This is a genomic window from Citrobacter sp. LUTT5, from assembly GCF_009905315.1.
GTDB classification, from domain to species: Bacteria; Pseudomonadota; Gammaproteobacteria; order Enterobacterales; family Enterobacteriaceae; genus Citrobacter; species Citrobacter freundii.
This window is the reverse complement of sequence record NZ_CP047606.1, coordinates 1,856,492-1,875,860: the sequence shown is the minus strand read 5'-3', so window position 1 is coordinate 1,875,860 and position 19,369 is coordinate 1,856,492. Positions and strand designations below refer to the sequence as shown.

The 19,369-nt window shown below is 51.7% G+C and carries 15 protein-coding genes; 3 read left to right on the top strand and 12 right to left on the bottom strand.

Translation table 11 applies throughout. From position 1 onward, the window contains the following. Positions 1-5: 5 nt before the first annotated feature. The 7 genes from wcaD to GUC46_RS08720 form a co-directional block, all read right to left on the bottom strand. Positions 6-1,223, bottom strand: a complete 1,218-nt coding sequence (wcaD, locus tag GUC46_RS08750; protein ID WP_003841796.1) for a colanic acid polymerase WcaD — start codon at positions 1,221-1,223, stop codon at positions 6-8. Beyond that, positions 1,198-2,415 carry a colanic acid biosynthesis glycosyltransferase WcaC gene (wcaC, locus tag GUC46_RS08745; RefSeq protein ID WP_003844325.1) on the bottom strand — a complete coding sequence of 406 codons (1,218 nt, stop codon included), beginning with the start codon at positions 2,413-2,415 and terminating at the stop codon, positions 1,198-1,200. Before wcaC ends, wcaD begins: the two co-directional genes overlap by 26 nt. Beyond that, entirely contained in the window at positions 2,412-2,900 is a 489-nt protein-coding gene (wcaB, locus tag GUC46_RS08740) for a colanic acid biosynthesis acetyltransferase WcaB (protein WP_003844327.1), read from the bottom strand. Before wcaB ends, wcaC begins: the two co-directional genes overlap by 4 nt. Positions 2,901-2,902: 2 nt before the next feature. Beyond that, positions 2,903-3,745, bottom strand: a complete 843-nt coding sequence (gene wcaA, locus GUC46_RS08735; RefSeq protein ID WP_130714522.1) for a colanic acid biosynthesis glycosyltransferase WcaA — start codon at positions 3,743-3,745, stop codon at positions 2,903-2,905. A 72-nt stretch (positions 3,746-3,817) separates the two neighbouring features. Further along, complete coding sequence (gene wzc, locus GUC46_RS08730) at positions 3,818-5,980, bottom strand: tyrosine-protein kinase Wzc (RefSeq protein ID WP_048232343.1); 2,163 nt, start codon at positions 5,978-5,980, stop codon at positions 3,818-3,820. After that, complete coding sequence (gene wzb / locus GUC46_RS08725) at positions 5,977-6,426, bottom strand: low molecular weight protein-tyrosine-phosphatase Wzb (RefSeq protein WP_003036763.1); 450 nt, start codon at positions 6,424-6,426, stop codon at positions 5,977-5,979. The genes wzc and wzb overlap by 4 nt, the downstream gene beginning before the upstream one ends. A 5-nt stretch (positions 6,427-6,431) precedes the next feature. After that, positions 6,432-7,571, bottom strand: a complete 1,140-nt coding sequence (locus GUC46_RS08720; RefSeq protein WP_044711342.1) for a polysaccharide export protein — start codon at positions 7,569-7,571, stop codon at positions 6,432-6,434. A 656-nt stretch (positions 7,572-8,227) separates the two neighbouring features. Here GUC46_RS08720 and GUC46_RS08715 point away from each other — a divergent pair. After that, positions 8,228-9,811: a TerC family protein gene (locus tag GUC46_RS08715; RefSeq protein WP_003841782.1), complete on the top strand. Its 1,584-nt coding sequence runs from the start codon at positions 8,228-8,230 to the stop codon at positions 9,809-9,811. Between the two features lie 44 nt (positions 9,812-9,855). Here the strand turns inward: GUC46_RS08715 and asmA are convergent, their stop codons facing one another. The 3 genes from asmA to udk form a co-directional block, all read right to left on the bottom strand. Then, positions 9,856-11,709 (bottom strand): outer membrane assembly protein AsmA, encoded by a 1,854-nt coding sequence (asmA, locus tag GUC46_RS08710; RefSeq protein ID WP_130714521.1) that lies wholly within the window; start codon positions 11,707-11,709, stop codon positions 9,856-9,858. Positions 11,710-11,735: 26 nt separating this feature from the next. Further along, positions 11,736-12,317: a dCTP deaminase gene (gene dcd, locus GUC46_RS08705; protein ID WP_003036774.1), complete on the bottom strand. Its 582-nt coding sequence runs from the start codon at positions 12,315-12,317 to the stop codon at positions 11,736-11,738. Between the two features lie 91 nt (positions 12,318-12,408). After that, positions 12,409-13,050, bottom strand: coding sequence for a uridine kinase (gene udk, locus GUC46_RS08700; protein WP_003036776.1), 642 nt, complete (start codon positions 13,048-13,050; stop codon positions 12,409-12,411). 315 nt (positions 13,051-13,365) lie between these two features. Here udk and GUC46_RS08695 point away from each other — a divergent pair, with 315 nt between their 5' ends. Next, positions 13,366-16,695, top strand: coding sequence for a diguanylate cyclase (locus tag GUC46_RS08695; protein ID WP_057101414.1), 3,330 nt, complete (start codon positions 13,366-13,368; stop codon positions 16,693-16,695). On the opposite strand, the gene alkA is transcribed toward GUC46_RS08695, so the two are convergent. Next, complete coding sequence (alkA, locus tag GUC46_RS08690; RefSeq protein ID WP_160180106.1) at positions 16,663-17,532, bottom strand: DNA-3-methyladenine glycosylase 2; 870 nt, start codon at positions 17,530-17,532, stop codon at positions 16,663-16,665. The two genes, GUC46_RS08695 and alkA, sit on opposite strands and share 33 nt — an antisense overlap. Before the next feature lie 136 nt (positions 17,533-17,668). On the opposite strand from alkA, the gene yegD reads away from it, so the two are divergent. Continuing rightward, positions 17,669-19,021, top strand: a complete 1,353-nt coding sequence (gene yegD / locus GUC46_RS08685) for a molecular chaperone (protein WP_003841770.1) — start codon at positions 17,669-17,671, stop codon at positions 19,019-19,021. Between the two features lie 99 nt (positions 19,022-19,120). Here the strand turns inward: yegD and GUC46_RS08680 are convergent, their stop codons facing one another. After that, complete coding sequence (locus GUC46_RS08680; protein WP_106672390.1) at positions 19,121-19,180, bottom strand: type I toxin-antitoxin system Ibs family toxin; 60 nt, start codon at positions 19,178-19,180, stop codon at positions 19,121-19,123. Positions 19,181-19,369: the final 189 nt, after the last annotated feature.

The following is a 19,369-nucleotide window of genomic DNA, read 5'->3' as shown; positions in this document are numbered from 1 at the left end:
GTGAGTTACCTCGCGATATTCAGCGCCTTGCGCAAAATAAACGGACACACAATTAAAAATGCGTATTCCGGACTAAATACTGAACCTGTAAAAAACAGTGACAATGGTGTAAAAAGATAAAGCTGCACCCGATAATTCTGATTATCGCCAAACGCATTGATCATCATTTTCATGACCTTCCCCATGTACCATAGGGCTAATATCACCGCGAACCATGAAAAATAAATAATCAGCAGATACAAGCCATTGTCTATTGTTTTACCGACATCTGCACCGTTAAAAATTCCGAATGACGCGACGTATTCATAAAGTGAGCCAAATCTCACTACGCCATCAACGTTCAGTAATGAATAACCGACCATCACTAATGGTCCTACGATACGATAATACGATGACGAACCTTCAGTTCCTAAATCACCAAGCCGCGTTGCGATGTACGGAAAAGCAAATATCACACCAACTAAAAACACGCTCAATGAGATTATCGCCAGAGGTAGCTTCTTTTTTATCGCATCCTTATTTAGGTACTGAAACGCCCATTCCAGGAGGTAAAACAAAATAAACGTCATTACTCCTGAAAACGATCCCGATAATATTATCCCTACCAGAATCATAGCATCGGACTTAGGTGTTTTGATACCAAACTGTTTGATACTGAGCCAAATTGAGATTAATGCCAGAGCGAAGAATGCCGGTTCGAAATAGAGCGCCGTGGTTCGTTTCCCACCAAACTTAATAAAGTTCAGAACATAGCTGTTACTGTAAATAAGATATTTCGAAATAACTTCCATTAAACTGCTGCCGCCGCTGAGAATTATCTGCGCCATTTCAGCTGCAGCTAACCCCACCACCAGTCCCACAACCAGCCAGAAAAAGCGCAAGATTTTAATGTAGTTATGCGATGAAATGGTTTTGAAGCGAATACTCCATACCATGCCAATAATCACCACGGTATAGATAAACAACATGGCGGACGTCACGTACTTGCTGGCATCCAGTGACTGACCGAACAGATAGTTAAATGCCGTCAGTCCGCCCCCTACGCCCAGCGCGATCATTAATTTTTTGATATTGATGCGCTCGATAAACAGCAACAGCAGAACGGGTAAAAAGGTGACAATAGTTATCGGGAAGCTCTCGCCAAGCTGGGCGAGTTTGACGTTTACCAGCAGATAAAGCAGCGGTAGCACCAGATAGCTACAGATTCTGATAGAACGAGACATATTCCTCCAGCATCTGTTGTCCACTGTATGCCAACCGGCTGCGCTGGCTAAATGCGGCAAGCGACGTGTCAAAAACCGCCTGCGCAATGTCTGATTTTTTCAGCTGCACCAGTTGCAACACTTCAGCTTCGCTGAACGTTTTTCCGCCTGATTTAGCCAGCACTTCCTGCGCGGCATCGCTGTGCGTGGCTATTACCGGTACGCCGATGGACAGCGCTTCGCACAGAATCAGCGGGTAGTTATCGACACGGGAGCTGAACACCAGTCCATCCATCTGATTAAGCGCACTCATCAACGTGCGCTTATCGCTCTCAAAACCGTGATTGATGACGTTATCTCCCGCAAATGGCGAAAATTTGCCGAAGGTATGCAACTCAATTTTGTCTCCGAGCGCGGTAATCGCTCGCACCAGTTGCTGACTGGTTTTGCCGTCATAGCGTAGGTCATGAGCCACCACGGCAATTTTCGGCCGACCGCTCTCCTCAGGCATCGCGGGTAGTTCGGCAAGAATGGTTTCAGTTGCCACATCAATGCCATTATTGATAATGCGGCAGCGTCCCGCGCCATACAGGCTGTTGAATGCGTCGGCCACATGCTGACTGGGCGAGATAAACTGGCAACCCAGCGCCAGCATCGCACGAAACATCTGCCGCTTACCGGGTAACTGCTGATGTGCTTTATCGATTTTTACCGGCGGATAGTTGCTAAGCGTTGGGCATTGCAGACAGCCAGTTTTCCAGCCTTCGCAGCCATCGGTAAAGGCACAGCGCCCGGTCACACTCCAGTGATCGTGCAGCGTCCAGACGAAGGTGATATCCGGTTTATGCGCTTTCACTTTTTGGCAAAAGGAGACTACCTCTTCCAGGTTCAACCAGTAGCTGTGCAACACATGAAAATGCAGTACCAGCGGGCCGTTAGTGCGGGTAACCGTACGATATAGCTTGTCGAGATTGCCGAACATGTCGCGGTTCGCGAAACGAAACAGCGCAATGTTCGCCGCCGACGTCAGGCGCGGCGTATATTTGATAACCTGCGGGTATTTCGCATGGCTGGCGCTTTTTTTACCGCCTTTGCCATAGCCATAGACAAAACGCGACGACAGCCCTTTTTCCAGCGACCTCAGATGCAAATCTAACGCCACGCCTGCCGCCCCACCTTCTGCGAGTCGCACATTAAATTGTAATATCTTCATTTTATTACCTTCACCCGTGCCTTCTCGCCTACGACCAGCGCATTGTCCGGAACGCTATCCACCACGACGCTCCCGGCACCAATCGTCACGTTATCGCCAATAGCAACGTCGCCAAGCAGAGTGACATTGGCCCCCAGCTCAACGCTGTTACCGATTACCGGGCAGGACAAATCGTTGGTGCCAAGATTGCCGATGGTGACGCCGTGACGTAGGGTAAAATCATCCCCCACAACCACGTGTTTATTGATAACCACCCCATAGCCATGATGGATGGTGAAACGACGACCGATTGATGCAGCAGCCTGAATCTCATAGCCAAACAGGCATTCGGTGATAAGGCGGTACATCACCAGTACCGGGGCGGCCCACAGGTTGTTTAAGATGTTTTTTTTACGCCAGACGGAGCAAAAATGGGCAATCCGATAGGCCACCACCATGCAGCAGGGGCGCAGACTCCAGCCGTTCACGCGTAAATCTTCCAGCATAATTAGCGTCCTCGCAGTCCGTCGGCCAGACGCTTACTGTTGCGAACAGAAAGCAGCGTCAGCAGCGTGCGCCAGTTCATCCGTTTGTTGCGGATCTGATAGAGGGTAAACAGCTGATACTTCTTGCTGGCCCGGTCAAATTTGCCTTTGTGCTTGCGGTAAAACTGAAAGTAGCCGGAGAATTTATTCGGCGATGAGGTAATGCGCATCTCACCGTGATTTACATGCAGGATCTGCGTCGCCTCTTTGACCTTCCACGGTTTGCCATACGCCACCACCATGCGCAGGAAGATGTCGTAATCCTGCGCCGCTTTTAGCGTGGTATCGAACAGACATGCTTTAAACCGCCATGCCCAGGTAAATACCTGGTTACCAATGATGTTGCGCTTATAAAACCTGCGGCGTGAATAAACGGACTTAGGATAGAGCGGCAGACTGGTCGGCTGCGAATACACTTCGCCCTCACAGACATAGTCATTGGCATACAGAAACGCCCGCGTGACCAAATGATGGCGATAGTTGAGAAATACACTCAGTCGGTTCGGCGTCCATTCATCATCATCATCAATCCCCGTAACGTATTGTCCGTTGGCCTGCATAATGGCCTGATTACGCACCGCGCAGGCCCCGGAGTTGGTGGAATTATGCGTATACGACACGCGCGGATCGTTGAGTTCCTCAACAAACTGCTGCAACTGCTCATATGAGGAAGAGCAATCATCCACAATGATCATCTCCCAGTGAGGATAGTCCTGGCGCAACACTGATTTAATCGCCCGAATGGCCAGCTGCTGGCGGTTCCAGGTTGGCATGTAAATTGAAATTAGCGGGTTTTCTGTGGTCATTTTCGTTTCCAAAAAAAGTTGCCTGATGGCACTACGCTTATCAGGCCTACATTCGATATGCGTTGCTGTTAGTTATTTCGAATCCGACGTGTATTCGTATTCGTAGTAGCCGTAATCCTGATACCCGCTCGCGCGGCGGAAGATCGAGTTGAGGATCACCCCTTTCACCTGAATGCCATTTTGCTCGAAGCGGCCCAGGCTGGTTTCCACCTCTTTCAGCGTGTTGACCGCATAACGCGCAACCATCAGCGTGGTTCCGACGTGGCGCCCTACGATAGCCGCATCGGTCACCGCCAGAATTGGTGGGGTGTCAATCAACACCAGGTCATAGTGCGAACTGGCCCAGGCAATCAGTTCGCCGAAGCGCTCGCTCATCAACAGTTCGGAAGGATTGGGAGGAATTTGACCGCGAGGGATCAGATCAAAATGCGGAATCGATGTCGGTTTAGCGCTGGATGAAATATCCCCTTTGCCAATGAGGATCTCAGACAGGCCGTTAACATTATTGGTCCCCAGCAGTTCGTGGGTATAGCCTTTGCGCATGTCGCAGTCGATCAATAGCACGCGTTTGTTAGTCTGGCTAATAACTGCCGCCAGGTTAGCGCAGACAAATGTTTTCCCAATCGACGGACTGACGCCGGTCAGCATCAATACGTTGTTACGCGCCTGCATCATGGCAAAGTGCAGGCTGGTACGCAGGCTACGGACCGCTTCTATGGCGAGATCCGTTGGATTCCCAACGGCCAGCAGTTGGCTTTGCTTGTAGCGTTTCACACCTTTAATGGTCTGAACGTTATCACGCGCTTTTTGCCATTCAGACAGCGGAATACTGGCATACACGCTGATACCATGCTCTTCCAGCGCCTGGGGGCTTTCAATACCGCGATTAAACAGAGAACGCAGCAGTACGCCCACCACGGAAAGCATTAAACCGAGAATGATACTGCCGAGAATAATCAGCGCCGTTTTCGGCTTCAGCACGCCAGGCTGAGCAATCGCGGGATCGACAATGCGCACATCACCGACCGTACTGGCCTCGGTAATCTTCAGTTCCTGTTGCTTGTTCAGCAACTGCATATAGACCTGCTGACCGGACTCCACATCACGCGTCAGGCGAACAATTTCCTGCTGTGTTTTCGGCATCGCCGTTACACGCCCGTTCAGCTTACTTTTCTCATCTTCCAGCGCCTGGCGTTTTTCCAGCAGCGTGCGGTACGCCGGGTGCGCTTTGGTGAACAGCTTGGAAATCTCCGCTTCTTTAAAGGTCAGTTCATTCAACTGCGCGTCGATATTCACCATCGAATCCAGCACCGCTTTGGCTTCCAGCGGCAAATCCACGGAGTCTTTATCCTGACGGAAGGCGTTCAGCTTGTTTTCAGCAACATCCAGGTGGTTACGCACTTCGGGCAACTGTCTGGCCAGAAACGCCAGACTTTTGGCGGCCTCTTCGGATTTACGTTCCACGTTTTGTTGCAGATAGTTACGGGTAATACTGTCGAGGATCTGGCGGATTTGCTCGCGGTCTTCACCGGTAAAAGTCAGGCTCAATACACCGGTATCTTTGCCTGTTTCCGTCACCATCAGGTTATTTTGCAGGGTGTTTATCATGCCCAGCGTGGAGAATTTACGGACGGTAAATTGGCTCTCCGGGCTGGCATGAATCGCCTCAACCAGCATCGTCACGCCATCGTGTTCCAACACCTTGCCGACTTGCCCCCGAACGCTAAAACCCCCGTCACTCACCAGTTGATAACTTTTGTCATTCAGCACATTGAGCGTGAAGGTCTGTTCATTCATTGCCTTTGGCAGCGTGAAGGTAGTCACATTAACCGTTTCGTTCTGACGGCCCATCAGCCGGTCCCAGCCCGCGCCAAAAATAGGGAACGTATCTTTGGTAACGCCGATATCGAGGTTGAGATCGTCTACCGTTTTCCCTAATACCAGTCGTGACTGAATGAGCTGAATTTCCGCTTCCGAGGCCGGGGGTTTGTTCGACAACGCCGAGCCAATATCCTGCACCAATGAATTTCCAGTATTTTGCTCAATTTGCACCAGCGCGTCCGCACTATAGATGGGGGTGGCGAACAGTGTGTAGACCGCGGCACACAATGCAAAAGCCGCGGTAATGCCAAGTACCCACCAGCGGGCTTCCACCACCGTTGCGACCAGACGACCAATATCGATTTCATCATTGCCCGTTACCGGCGCAGCAGACTGTTTTACTTTTTCTGTCATCGTTTTCCCTGCTCTGCGTTCAGTGCCTGAGCCCATTGGCGGGCAGACCGTTCAAGTAATGTGTACACCGCGTCAAACGCATCACGGCTTTTACGATATGGATCGGGAATTTCGCGCTCGCTGTCCCAGTGACCAAAAAGCATCACTTTGCCGCGCATCTCCGGCACCATTTCACACAGGGCAGAGATATGGCGCTTTTCCATGGCCAGGATCAGGTCATACTCCCGGCACATTCGTCCCGAGATCTGCCGGGCACAATGATTATCCAGTGACAGGTTGTGCGCCTGCGCAACGCTAATGGCGCACGGATCCGCGCCTTTCCCCACCAGCGCCCCAAGACCGGCAGAAGAGACCGTCAACGCCGGGTGAAATTGCCTTAACAAGCGCTCTGCCGTCGGGGAACGGCAAATGTTCCCCACACAGACAACTAAGATTTTGTTAAACATGACGATTACCAGTTGTGAAGGTCGCTGGCCGTGTCCGTCATATAGCGAACACCGCTAATAGTCGGCAGCAACTGATTGATCAAACGGTTCCAGCGAGCAACCGGCGCAGTAGTGACGTACACCACATCGTATGGCTGGAGTCGGAATGATGTTGCCATCACCAGCGACGTCGCATCGGACATATCAAGCTGATAGATATTGGCGATCTTGCCGTTGTTCCCGCCCTCGCCTTTCAATGGTCGAATAACGAAAATACCGCTGGCATTGGAGGTGGTCAGGTCAATACCTTCGGCATTGCCAAGCGCTTCGGTAAGCGTCATGCCACTGAAGTCCATTTTGAGGGTGCTCTGTTTTTTCACTTCCCCCATTACAAAGACTTTCAGATCGTCATTACGCGGGACAAACAGAATGTCGCCAGGATAGAGCAGTCGGTTCTGGCTCAGGTCGCCATTTTGCATCAGTGCTTGCAGTGAAATGCGTTGCTCCTGCCCTTTATGAGTCAGCACAACGTTGCGCCAGTCTGCCGCTTCGGTGAGACCGCCAGCGGCGTTAATGGCATCGAGAACGGTAAGTGGCACGTTGGTGATGGCCTGCTGACCGGATTTGTTCACCTGTCCGGAGACATAGACCTTCTGCGAGCGGAAAGCGGCGATATTAACGTCCACCTGCGGGTCAGCAATGTACTTCGCTAAGCGCCCGGTAATATCACTACGAATCTCTGCCAACGTTTTCCCTACCACGCTGACTTTGCCGATGTAGGGGTAAAACATCGTGCCATCAGGTTGCACCCAGTTGCCGGTATCGCTTGAGCTACGGTACTGCCCGGCTGGTGTGGTGAGTTCAGGATGGTCCCAGACGGTCACATTCAGGACATCCCCCGGACCGACCCGGTACTGATACCCGGCAATCTCCTGGTCCAGCGACATATTAGGTTGTGCAACATTTGGTCGAGGACGTAATTGTTCTACCAGTCGTGGGGTGAGTGGATAAACATTCACCATGCGATCGATATCAAAATCAGCGTCCTGCTGTTTAATCACATCTTTGCCCATCGTAGACATATTGCTGCCCGGAAGCACGGTACAACCGTTTATCAAGATTACCGATACCAATACTGGTATCAATTTAAGTTTGGATTTCATCATTGATTATTTATCACTTTGGCAGAGTAATTATCACATGCAATCTAAATAGCGACTTCGCCTGTACGTATTTACCTTGCCGTTAATTGAAATGGAATTTAACTGGCATCAGTCCTAAAAAAAATGAATTCATCTGCGGTCTCTTGACAGAATAATTTAGGCTTGTTTCAGGCGACCAGACACGCTACCGCCCCTGGCTTCACTAGCTACCAATGCACTGATTAATTTAAATTTTTATCTTCTCCTTTATTTTCATCACATTTACAGCGGCAACGCATCGGGAATACGTGCCACTGGTTAATGAGGAAATATTTATCTTTTGATTATTACCGCAAGAATTGTTGCAGCTAAGCGAATATCAGGCAAGATAACAAACCACCGATACCAAGCTTTTAAGATTAATATTAAGCGTTGGATTTGTATATTTTTAGGATTTTATTGATGTTGACAATATTGATATAAAAACATTTTACCTGCGATATTTCCTAAATACATCTAGATTAATGAAATAATTTCCTGTAGTTACATTAAGGCTATTATCCTGCATCTGTTCTAATATAATCGACAGAGAAATCCCCTCTCGCCATTGCATTTTTCGCCAGTTTTACCCATGATCGAATTGTGACAATTGTCATACAACTATGGGTATAGCATTTACTATGGAATGGATTGCCGATCCGTCAATCTGGGCCGGACTGGTCACGTTAATCGTGATCGAACTTGTTCTTGGCATTGATAATCTTGTTTTTATTGCCATCCTCGCGGAGAAACTACCTCCTGCCCAGCGGGATAAGGCGCGTATTACCGGGCTACTGCTGGCGATGGTTATGCGCCTGCTGCTGCTGGCATCAATATCCTGGCTGGTAACACTGACCACGCCGCTGTTCAGCATTCGCGATCTCAGCTTCAGCGCCCGCGATCTGATCATGCTGTTCGGCGGTTTCTTCCTGCTGTTTAAAGCCACTATGGAGCTCAACGAACGGCTGGAAGGAAAAGACAGCGACAATCCCACCCAGCGTAAAGGCGCTAAGTTCTGGGGTGTGGTCGCGCAGATCGTGGTGCTGGACGCCATATTCTCTCTCGATTCCGTCATTACCGCTGTTGGCATGGTCGATCACCTGGCCGTGATGATGGCTGCGGTGATTATTGCCATCAGCCTGATGGTGCTGGCGAGCAAGTCGCTGACACGCTTTGTCAACAGCCATCCAACTATCGTTATTCTGTGCCTGAGCTTCCTGCTGATGATTGGTTTCAGTCTGGTGGCCGAAGGATTTGGTTTCCATATCCCGAAAGGTTACCTGTACGCGGCCATCGGCTTCTCGGTGATGATCGAAGCATTGAACCAGTTGGCTATCTTTAACCGTCGTCGCTTCCTGTCAGCCAACCATACTCTGCGCCAGCGCACCGCCGAGGCGGTAATGCGGCTGCTGAGCGGGCAAAAAGAAGATGCCGAACTGGATGCCGAAACCGCGGCAATGCTGGCAGACCATCATGAAGGTCAGATTTTCGCGCCTCAGGAGCGGAGGATGATTGAACGTGTGCTGAACCTTAATCAGCGTACCGTCAGCAGTATCATGACCTCGCGTCACGATATTGAACACATCGACCTCAATGCTCCCGAAGCAGAAATCCGCGCCTTACTGGAAAAAAACCAGCATACGCGTCTGGTGGTCACTGGCGAAGACGGGCAGGAAGAACTGCTTGGCGTGGTGCATGTCATCGATTTGCTGCAACAGTCTCTGCGCGGCGAGCCGCTCGACCTGCGCGTCCTGATTCGCCAGCCGCTGGTGTTCCCGGAAACTCTGCCGCTACTTCCGGCGCTTGAGCAGTTCCGAAACGCCCGGACGCACTTCGCGTTTGTAGCCGATGAATTTGGTTCCGTCGAAGGGATTGTGACGCTGAGTGATGTGATGGAAACCATCGCCGGCAATCTGCCAAACGAGGTAGAGGAAATCGACGCCCGCCATGATATTCAGAAAAACGCCGATGGTTCATGGACCGCTAACGGGCATATGCCGCTGGAAGACCTGGTGCAGTACGTCCCTATCCCATTAGATGAAAAACGTGAGTATCACACCATTGCCGGGCTTTTAATGGAATATTTGCAGCGCATCCCAAAAACCGGGGAGGAAGTCCAGGTTGGCGACTATCGGCTAAAAACCCTGCAGGTGGAAAATCATCGCGTGCAAAAAGTCCAGCTGATACCGCTACACAGTGAAGAAGAGATGGATTACGAGGTGTAAGTCACGAGCCGGATGGGGCATTAGCCACCATCCGGCAATATGAATCAGAGCTTATCCAGCAACTTTTTAACATCTTTGCCGTTGCGGGAATCTTTATTGCGATCGGCCCAGTCATTCAGGCGACGTTTTGCTTCATCCTGCAGATGTTTACGCAAAAGCTGATCAACTTGCAGACTGTAGTTCAGTGATTGCCATTGACCATAGACTCTGAGAGGAACCGGGGTGGCCTTCAGGAAATTAATCAACTTACTTTCGCCATCCCAACCGCCCAGAACGCGAATGTTAAACAGCGTGTCGCAATTCTGCTTCACCAGATCTAACGTTCCTTTGCCGGTCAGTGCCAACATAGCGGACTCCCCTACCATGTTATCCAGCGTCACCTCACCGTTATCCAGCGTCATATCGGTTACAAAACGATCCAGACGGGTCACGTTCTCCATATTTTGCTGGGCTTTAGCATCTCCACCGCTACGCTCGACGGCCTGCTGTATCATCTGCTGGAAGTTCATCCCTTCCATTCGCGTATCGTTCATTTCGACATGGGCCTGCCCTTGCCAGCTGTGACGAAACGCCTGGGCGTCAATATCCGAGCCGGAAAAATCTCCCGTCAACGACAGCTTGCCGGTGAGTGCGATGGGGTAATCAAAGGCCTTCAGAATAGTGCCAATTTCAACACCTTCCAGGCGCGGATGAAAGACCGCTCGCGGTTCTCCCTTTCTGGCATCCAGCGTGCCGGGCAATGAGATCAGCCCGCCATCACTTTTTCCCTGCAACTGTGCAATGTTCAGTAAGCCGAACCGGTTGTCTATTTTTGCCGAGACATTCTCAAACGCCATTTTCCGCCACAGCACCTTGTCAGCCTGCAAAGCGATGTCTGCCGAAAAACCCTTGAGTCCCTGATACGAAACAGCATCAACCTGGGAAGCAATAACGGGGCGCGCCAGCGTTGACTGACTCTGACCTTGCTGAACTTCACCTTTTGCTGTCACCGCTGCGTCATGTTGTACGAGCAGGTTATCCAGATTGAGCTGACCAAATTTTAGGTCAACGGCCCATTCCGGTTTTTCCAACAAGGCCACATGCGCTTGCCCGGAGAAAGAAGAGTCATTAGCGGTCAAATTTATCTGGCTAAATGAAAGCTGTTTTTTCTCTTCCAGCCATTGCGCCTGAAGATGTCCCTGACCGTTGATCCCCTGCGGCGGCAGATCGGCCCCCTGCAGTTGCCAGCTTAACTGTTCAATATTCGCAGATAAGTTGTGCGGATAATCGGAGGCATCGACCGTACCGTTAAAGGATAACGCGAGATCGCGCTGATCGCGGTTCACACGCCCGGAGAAATCAAACGTGCCGCGGTGCTGGCTATCTTGTTCCATCTCCAGACGAATATCGCGAACGGTAACCTGTTCATCGTCTTCATGTTGGAACACCAGAACACTGTCGGCAACACGCAGACGGGCGATATCAAACGACCATCCTTTGTCTTCCGCCAGATCGGGCAACATATTGTCTTTTGGGGCAACGGGTGCATCTTTGCCGCGTACCGCCTCAGTTTGCGGGGTCAATTGAATCACTGCGCCTTTGAGCATCACCTGCTTCACGCTGAGCTGGTGGCTCAACAGCGGCCACAATGCAACGTCGAGACGCATATTATCAGCACGAACCAGGGGTTCGCTGGCGCCTTCAGCCGTTAACATCACTCGCCCTGAGAGGATACTCAGTTGCGGCCATACGTGCCAACGCAGGGGGCCATCCAACTGCAGCTGATACCCGCTACGTACGGCAACCTGCTTGACCATATACGCGCGGAAATCATTCGGATTCACCAACAGTACTAACGCAGAAAAACCGGCCACCAGCACGACCAGAAGAATCATCAGCGTCGTCAGAAATCGTCTCATGCTATCCCCAATAGACTGATAAACACTCAGTCTTTATCGATCCGGCTGGCAACGGCGCCCTGCTGGTCGCGATATTTCGCATCCTGACGACGGTTGTAGGGTCGCGCTGCCGGACCGGAAAGCGGCTCGAAACTTAACGCGCCAATCGGCATCCCCGGACGCAGAGCCAGCGGTAATTTTCCGGAGTTGTAAAACTCCAGTACGATACAGCCAGACCAGCCCGGATCGATACGGTGAGCGGTGACGTGTACCATCAGTCCCAGACGAGCCAGCGAAGAACGGCCATCTAACCAACCGACGAGATCGGAAGGCAGTGTCACGGATTCGAATGTTACCGCCAGTGCAAGTTCCCCCGGATGCAGGAAAAAGGCTTCGCCGTCCTTAAGGACGATTTCATCACTCATCACGCGATCCAGCGCGGCGCTGACTTCATCTTTCGGTCCGCTTAAATCGATATACGCCGCCGTATGACCGCGGAACGTACGGAATTTATTGCCAAGGCGCACATCTACCGTGGCGCCATTGATTCGCTCGACAGGAGGGCGTGGATTGATCGACAGGCGACCTTCATCCAACCAGGCTTCAATATCTCGGTCACATAAACGCATGGCACTTTCTCCTTTCGTGCTTCAAACCCTTAATGCCAGGTGCGTTAAGGGTGAACCAGGTTATCACTGAACGGTACACAATTCGCTGAACTTATTCAAAGAACTGACTGATTTTAGCCTTCAGAATATCGATGGCGATGCGGTTTTTACCCCCGCGCGGCACAATGATGTCGGCGTATTGTTTTGAAGGCTCAATAAATTGCAGGAACATTGGGCGGACGGTTTTCTGGTATTGCGCCATCACCGAATCCATTGAACGACCACGTTCGTTCACGTCCCGCTTGATACGGCGCATCAGGCAAATATCCAACGGCGTATCAACAAAAATAGAGAAGTTCATCTCGTCACGCAAACGCGCATCCGTCAGCAGCAAAATGCCTTCCAGGATGATGACTTTCTTGGGTTCGATATGAATAGTGTCTTGCGTACGCGTGTGCTCAACATAGCTATATACCGGCAGCTCAATGGCAGAGCCGCGTTTCAGCGTTTGCAGATGTTGAAACAGCAGGCTATGGTCCATCGCGTTCGGATGGTCGTAGTTGGTTTTTACACGTTCTTCCATCGACAGATGGCTTTGATCTTTGTAATAGCTGTCTTCGGGAATAACGCCAATATGTTCGTCACCGACTTGTTCACGCAATTCGCGATAAAGAGTACTGGCAATAAGGCTCTTGCCGGAAGCCGATGCGCCGGCAATGCCGATAATGACGCACTGATGGGACTGATCAGTCATAAATTTAGCGACCTGATTAACCTGGATGTAAGGAAGGGCGGCGCCGAAACGCCAAACGCGGCAATTATAGGGATTTCAGCGGCGCGATGCCACCCCAGGCTGCACCAATGCTGTCCCTGTCGCAAATTAAAATGGTCAGATTTAGAACAGCCGCTATATTTATTCACCTGCCTTAGGAATTAATAGCTTGGGAGTGTTAATTTATGAGCAGCTGGCGTATAAATTGTAAATTGTTTGTACTAGCATAATCCCAGATTAAATGTGATGCGTCCGGCATCTCTGCTGGGCGACAACGGCTATTTGGGTAGAGTGGTAATGAGTAAACAATCCCAACATGTTTTAGTTACCTTACCCCATCCTCTACTGCGCCTGGCCAGTTTAGGTCTGGTGGCTTTCATCTTTACGTTGTTTTCGCTGGAACTGTCACGTTACGGCGCACAGCTTGCACCGCTGTGGTTTCCAACCTCTATCATGATGGTGGCTTTTTACCGTCACGCTGGAAAGATGTGGCCTGGGATCGCGCTGGCTTGCTCATTCGGTAGCATCGGCGCCTCTTTACTCTTCTTCCCCGGACAGTCGCTTAATTTCGCCTATACGGTCATTAACATTATTGAGGCTGTTGTTGGCGCAATGTTATTGCGTAAACTGCTGCCCTGGTACAATCCCTTACAAAATCTTAACGACTGGGCGCGTCTGGCATTTGGCAGCGCGGTTGTTCCGCCACTGCTGGGCGGCGTATTGATGTGGATGTTGCTGCCGAAGGAAACTACGTTAAATACCTTTCTCATTTGGGTACTGTCAGAATCCATTGGCGCACTGGCGTTGGTGCCGTTAGGTTTGCTGTTTAAACCACATTACCTGCTGCGCCATCGCGACCCGCGATTATTGCTTGAGACCCTGATTACGCTTCTGGTGACCTTAACGTTCAGTTGGCTATCCATGATGTACATTCCATGGCCATTTACCTGCGTTATTGTCCTGCTGATGTGGAGCGCTGTCCGTCTGCCGCGTATGGAGGCGTTTTTAATATTCCTCAGCACCGTGATGATGGTTTCGCTGATGCTGGCCGCCGACCCTTCACTGCTTTACACCCCGAAACAGAACATGATGACGGACATCCCCTGGTTGCCGTTTTTGATGATCCTGTTGCCCGCCAACATGATGACCATGGTGATGTACGCGTTTCGAGCCGAACGCAAGAACATTTCAGAAAGCGAGTCACGCTTTCGCAACGCCATGGAATATTCCGCGATTGGCATGGCACTGGTTGGCACCGAGGGGCAATGGCTACAGGCCAATAAAGCCTTGTGCCAGTTTCTGGGCTATAGCCAGGAGGAGCTACGTTCGCTGACCTTCCAGCAGTTAACCTGGCCGGAAGATCTGAACAACGACCTTGAACAACTCAACATGCTGGCACGCGGAGAGATTAATAGCTATTCCATGGAAAAACGCTATTACACCCGCGCGGGCGACGTCGTCTGGGCGTTGCTGGCCGTTTCGCTGGTGCGTCATAGCGACAACACTCCACTCTACTTTATCGCGCAGGTTGAGGACATTAACGACCTGAAGCATACCGAGTGGATTAACAAACGGTTGATGGAACGCATTACCCTCGCCAATGAAGCCGGGGGTATTGGGATTTGGGAATGGGAACTGCAGCCTGACGTGATCAGTTGGGATAAACGGATGTTCGATCTGTATGAAGTTCCTGCGCATATAAAGCCCAGCTGGCAAGTCTGGTATGAGTGCGTTGTACCCGAAGATCGCGAGTACGCCGAAAATGTGATTCGTGATTCGCTGGCCGCGCGGGTTCCGTTTAAGCTTGAGTTTCGTATCGCAGTAAAAGATGGCATACGCCATATCCGCTCGTTGGCCAACCGGGTGCTGAATAAAGACGGTGAAGTTGAACGCTTACTTGGTATCAATATGGATATGACCGAAGTGAAGCAGCTTAACGAAGCGCTGTATCAGGAAAAAGAGCGCCTGCACATTACGCTGGACTCAATCGGCGAAGCGGTAATTTGTATTGATGTCTATATGAACGTGACCTTTATGAATCCGGTCGCTGAGAAAATGAGCGGCTGGCAGCAGGACAGTGCCATCGGCATTCCGCTATTGACGGTACTACATATTACTTTTGGCGAGAACGGTCCGCTGATGGAAAATATCTACAGTGCTGACATGTCGCGTACGGCAATCGAGCAGGAAGTGGTCCTGCATTGTCGTAACGGCAACAGTTATGACATTCAGTACAGCATCACGCCCCTCAGCACCCTTGACGGCGGCAGCATTGGTTCGGTGTTGGTTATTCAGGACGTCACAGAGTCACGGAAGATGCTCCGCCAGCTTAGCTACAGTGCCTCACATGATGACCTGACGCAGTTGGCAAACCGGGTCAGCTTCGAAAACCATCTAAAACAATTGCTGCATTCAGTACACGACACGCGCCAGTGCCATGTACTGGTTTTTATCGATTTGGATCGTTTTAAAGCGGTGAACGACAGCGCGGGCCATGCCGCCGGCGATGCCCTGCTGCGTGAACTCTCTGCGCTTATGCTCAGCATGTTGCGATCCAGCGATATGCTGGCGCGCCTTGGCGGCGACGAGTTTGGTCTGTTGCTGCCGGATTGTAATATCGAAAGCGCCCGCTTTATCTCAGGACGCATCATCAGTGCTATTAACAATTACCAATTTATGTGGGAAGGCCGTTTGCACCGTATTGGCGCCAGTGCGGGAATTACGCTGATTGATGAGAAAAACCATGTCGCGACTGACGTTATGTCTCAGGCCGATATCGCCTGCTACGCGGCGAAAAACAGCGGCCGTGGGCGAGTCTGTGTCTATGAGCCTCAGCAAAGCCAGGCCCATGCCGCGCGTAGCCAACTGTCATTGGATGAACAAAGACACACTATTACACACAACCCTATGCTGATGATCGCCAGAGGTGTTGCTTCTCCGCGTATACCGGAGACTTTTAGCTTCTGGATTATCTCGCTTCGCTTAGGCACCGCTGAGGGTGAAGTCATTGAAGATCAAGCCTTCCATGCCGGGTTGGTCGATCCCACGTTGAGTCAAGCGCTCGATCGTCGGGTGTTCGGCGAGTTCTTCCAGAGTGCTGCCCCGGCTGTCGCCAACAAGGGCTTCAGTATTGCCCTGCCCCTTTCCGCCGCCGGCCTGCTCAACACAGAGCTGGTAGATGAGCTGCTGGAGCACTTGCAACGCAGCCCGCTACCGCCACGATTGCTGCATCTGACCGTTCCATCAAGCGTCATCAAAACAAACCCAACGCAGGCGGTATCCGCCCTGCATCGACTGCGGCAGTACGGTTGTCGAATTGTGTTAAGTCAGGTTGGTCGCGACTTAGAGCTTTTTGACAACCTGAAATATCACATTGTCGATTACCTGTTACTCGACAGCGAGCTAAGTGCCAGCGCTCCCGGCAACTTGATCGACGAAATGTGGGTGTCCATTATCCAGGGTCATGCTCAGCGCCTGGACATAAAAACCATCGCCGGTCCGGTGCAACTGCCGCTCATCATGGATACGCTTTCTGGCATCGGTATTGATATGATTTATGGCGATATTATTGCCGACGCCCAACCGCTGGATCTGCTACTGAATACCAGCAATTTCGCCATCAACTGACGGTTGCCAACCATCCGTATACCAGATATGCAACAGCGCATAGGAGCGCCAGGGTTTCCAGCGCTCTGCATACCGCCGGATCTGGGCTGGTGTCATGCCGGGAAAACGCTGCTTAATCAGATAATCATCCGGCAGAAAAACGTCCTTCGCCTGCCAGCCGCGCAGCGCAAAGTAGTTGGCGGTCCAGCGCCCTATCCCGGGAAATGTTTGTAGCTGCTTAACGCCTTGTTCGATATCGGCAGGGGCTGTTGTCGCGAGCGTTCCTTCAAGGGTTGCATGAGCAAGGTGAATCAACGCTTCAGCGCGTTTGAGCGGCATTCCTAACGTTTTCAGGTGCAGCGGATCGGCGTTGGCAAGCTCTTCTGGAGAGGGAAAACACACATACTCGGGCGCATCCTCCAGCGTATTGCCATAAGCGTGCGCTACTTTCGCTGTCAGTTTTGCGGCCATCGCCACGCTGACTAACTGTCCTAAAATCGCCCGTACCCCTTGCTCAAAAGCATCGACACATCCCGGCAGGCGCAATCCCGGACGCGCCGCGCCGAGGTTACCCTGCGCGCGGACAATTTGCTGCGGGCAACAGGAAAGATCGAACAAGCGCGTTATTTTTGCCAGGCACTCAGAGGCTACAGGCTGTAACCCTGAGCTCAACGTCACGTGTAGCACGTTGGCGTGCAGATCCGGGACAACGCTCACCAGACCACGATGCTCCCCTACGGACAGACTTCGGACATAACTCAGTTCTTCTACGGTTTCGACACCTTCAACCGCACGGGCGGCAAGAAATCCCAGCATCCAGGGCCAGTCATAAGGCGGTTGCCAGCTCAGCGTGAACATTCGGTTTTCCTTTTAAAGCAAACTTACAGCATAAACGGTATTCAATCAGTACGCCTTGCTTTCATATTCCAGTTGTCGGGGCGTCAACTATTCGTTAAAGTCACGCCCCTTCTTCACTGGCATGGGGATTTTTACGGTGTTTATTGGTTTTGACTACGGTACGGCAAACTGTTCAGTGGCCGTTATGCGTGATGGGCAGCCCCACCTGCTCAAAATGGAAAATAACAGCACGCTGCTACCCTCAATGCTGTGCGCACCAACGCGCGAAGCGGTTAGCGAGTGGCTGTATCGCCATCACGACGTTCCAACCACGGACGATGAAACACAGGCGCTGCTTCGCCGTGCGATGCGCTACAATCGCGAAGAGGACATCGACGTTAACGCCAACAGCGTGCAGTTCGGTCTGACATCGCTGGGTCAGTATATTGAAGACCCGGAAGAGGTGTACTTCGTTAAATCGCCAAAATCATTTTTGGGTGCCAGCGGTCTGAAGCCGCAGCAAGTTGCGCTGTTTGAAGATCTGGTCTGTGCAATGATGCTGCACATTCGCAACCAGGCGCAAAGCCAATTGCCGGAAGCTATCACTCAGGCCGTAATTGGTCGCCCCATCAACTTCCAGGGATTAGGTGGCGATGACGCCAACATCCAGGCGCAGGGGATTCTTGAACGTGCGGCCAAACGTGCCGGTTTTCAGGATGTCGTCTTCCAGTACGAGCCGGTAGCAGCGGGGCTGGATTACGAAGCCACACTGCAGGATGAGAAACGCGTGCTGGTGGTAGATATTGGCGGGGGTACGACCGACTGTTCACTGCTGCTGATGGGGCCGCAATGGCATCAGCGCGCCGATCGCGAAAACAGCCTGCTGGGACACAGTGGCTGCCGTGTAGGCGGGAACGATCTGGATATCGCGCTGGCGTTTAAACACCTGATGCCGCTGCTAGGTATGGGCGGTGAGACTGAAAAAGGGATCGCCTTACCTATTCTCCCCTGGTGGAACGCGGTCGCGATCAACGATGTTCCCGCGCAAAGTGATTTCTACAGCAGCGCCAACGGTCGTTTACTGAACGATCTTGTCCGCGACGCGAAAGAAGCCGATAAAGTAGCCTTGCTGCTTAAAGTCTGGCGCGAGCGTCTGAGCTATCGCCTGGTGCGCAGCGCAGAAGAGAGCAAGATCGCGCTTTCCGACCAGACCATTGTAACGGCGGCGATACCGTTTATCAGCGACACGCTGGCAACCGATATTAGTCAACATGGATTGGAGGCCGCGCTCAATCAGCCCCTGGCGCGCATTCTGGAGCAGGTCCAACTGGCGCTGGACAACGCGCAGGAAAAACCGGACGTGATTTATCTGACCGGCGGCAGCGCGCGTTCACCGCTGATTAAAAAAGCCCTCGCCCAGCAGCTTCCTGGGATCCCTATCGCGGGTGGCGATGACTTCGGTTCTGTCACCGCCGGTCTGGCCCGCTGGGCTGACGTTGTTTTCCGCTAAGCCGCTCGCAAGCTGAAAGGTGTGCGTATTGACATCACCGTTGCTGTGGCTTATTTTCAGGAGTGAGGGTTAGGGAAGGTTTCCCCTCCCCCTGGTGTCTTAGTAAGCCGGTAAGCTAATGACTAAGAGTATCACCAGTATGATGACGTACTTCATCATAACCCTTTCCTTATTTTGGCCCCTTCCTCGGGAGGGGCTTTCCCGTTCCAGCGTCCCGCTGAAATCTCTGGCTTACCTCCTTTTGCCTTGACCGCACTCTAACGCACAATGACGCATTCGCTATTTTCGCCGCAAATTGTTGCGTAACGCCTCGCAAAGCCGCGTCAGCATTCAGACGAATCCCGACAG

Excerpts from the sequence above, each read along its gene's own strand:
- wcaD (WP_003841796.1), bottom strand. The coding sequence starts at position 1,223 with ATGTCTCGTTCTATCAGAATCTGTAGCTATCTGGTGCTACCGCTGCTT.
- wcaC (WP_003844325.1), bottom strand. The coding sequence starts at position 2,415 with ATGAAGATATTACAATTTAATGTGCGACTCGCAGAAGGTGGGGCGGCA.
- wcaB (WP_003844327.1), bottom strand. The coding sequence starts at position 2,900 with ATGCTGGAAGATTTACGCGTGAACGGCTGGAGTCTGCGCCCCTGCTGC.
- wcaA (WP_130714522.1), bottom strand. The coding sequence starts at position 3,745 with ATGACCACAGAAAACCCGCTAATTTCAATTTACATGCCAACCTGGAAC.
- wzc (WP_048232343.1), bottom strand. The coding sequence starts at position 5,980 with ATGACAGAAAAAGTAAAACAGTCTGCTGCGCCGGTAACGGGCAATGAT.
- wzb (WP_003036763.1), bottom strand. The coding sequence starts at position 6,426 with ATGTTTAACAAAATCTTAGTTGTCTGTGTGGGGAACATTTGCCGTTCC.
- GUC46_RS08720 (WP_044711342.1), bottom strand. The coding sequence starts at position 7,571 with ATGATGAAATCCAAACTTAAATTGATACCAGTATTGGTATCGGTAATC.
- GUC46_RS08715 (WP_003841782.1), top strand. The coding sequence starts at position 8,228 with ATGGAATGGATTGCCGATCCGTCAATCTGGGCCGGACTGGTCACGTTA.
- asmA (WP_130714521.1), bottom strand. The coding sequence starts at position 11,709 with ATGAGACGATTTCTGACGACGCTGATGATTCTTCTGGTCGTGCTGGTG.
- dcd (WP_003036774.1), bottom strand. The coding sequence starts at position 12,317 with ATGCGTTTATGTGACCGAGATATTGAAGCCTGGTTGGATGAAGGTCGC.
- udk (WP_003036776.1), bottom strand. The coding sequence starts at position 13,050 with ATGACTGATCAGTCCCATCAGTGCGTCATTATCGGCATTGCCGGCGCA.
- GUC46_RS08695 (WP_057101414.1), top strand. The coding sequence starts at position 13,366 with ATGAGTAAACAATCCCAACATGTTTTAGTTACCTTACCCCATCCTCTA.
- alkA (WP_160180106.1), bottom strand. The coding sequence starts at position 17,532 with ATGTTCACGCTGAGCTGGCAACCGCCTTATGACTGGCCCTGGATGCTG.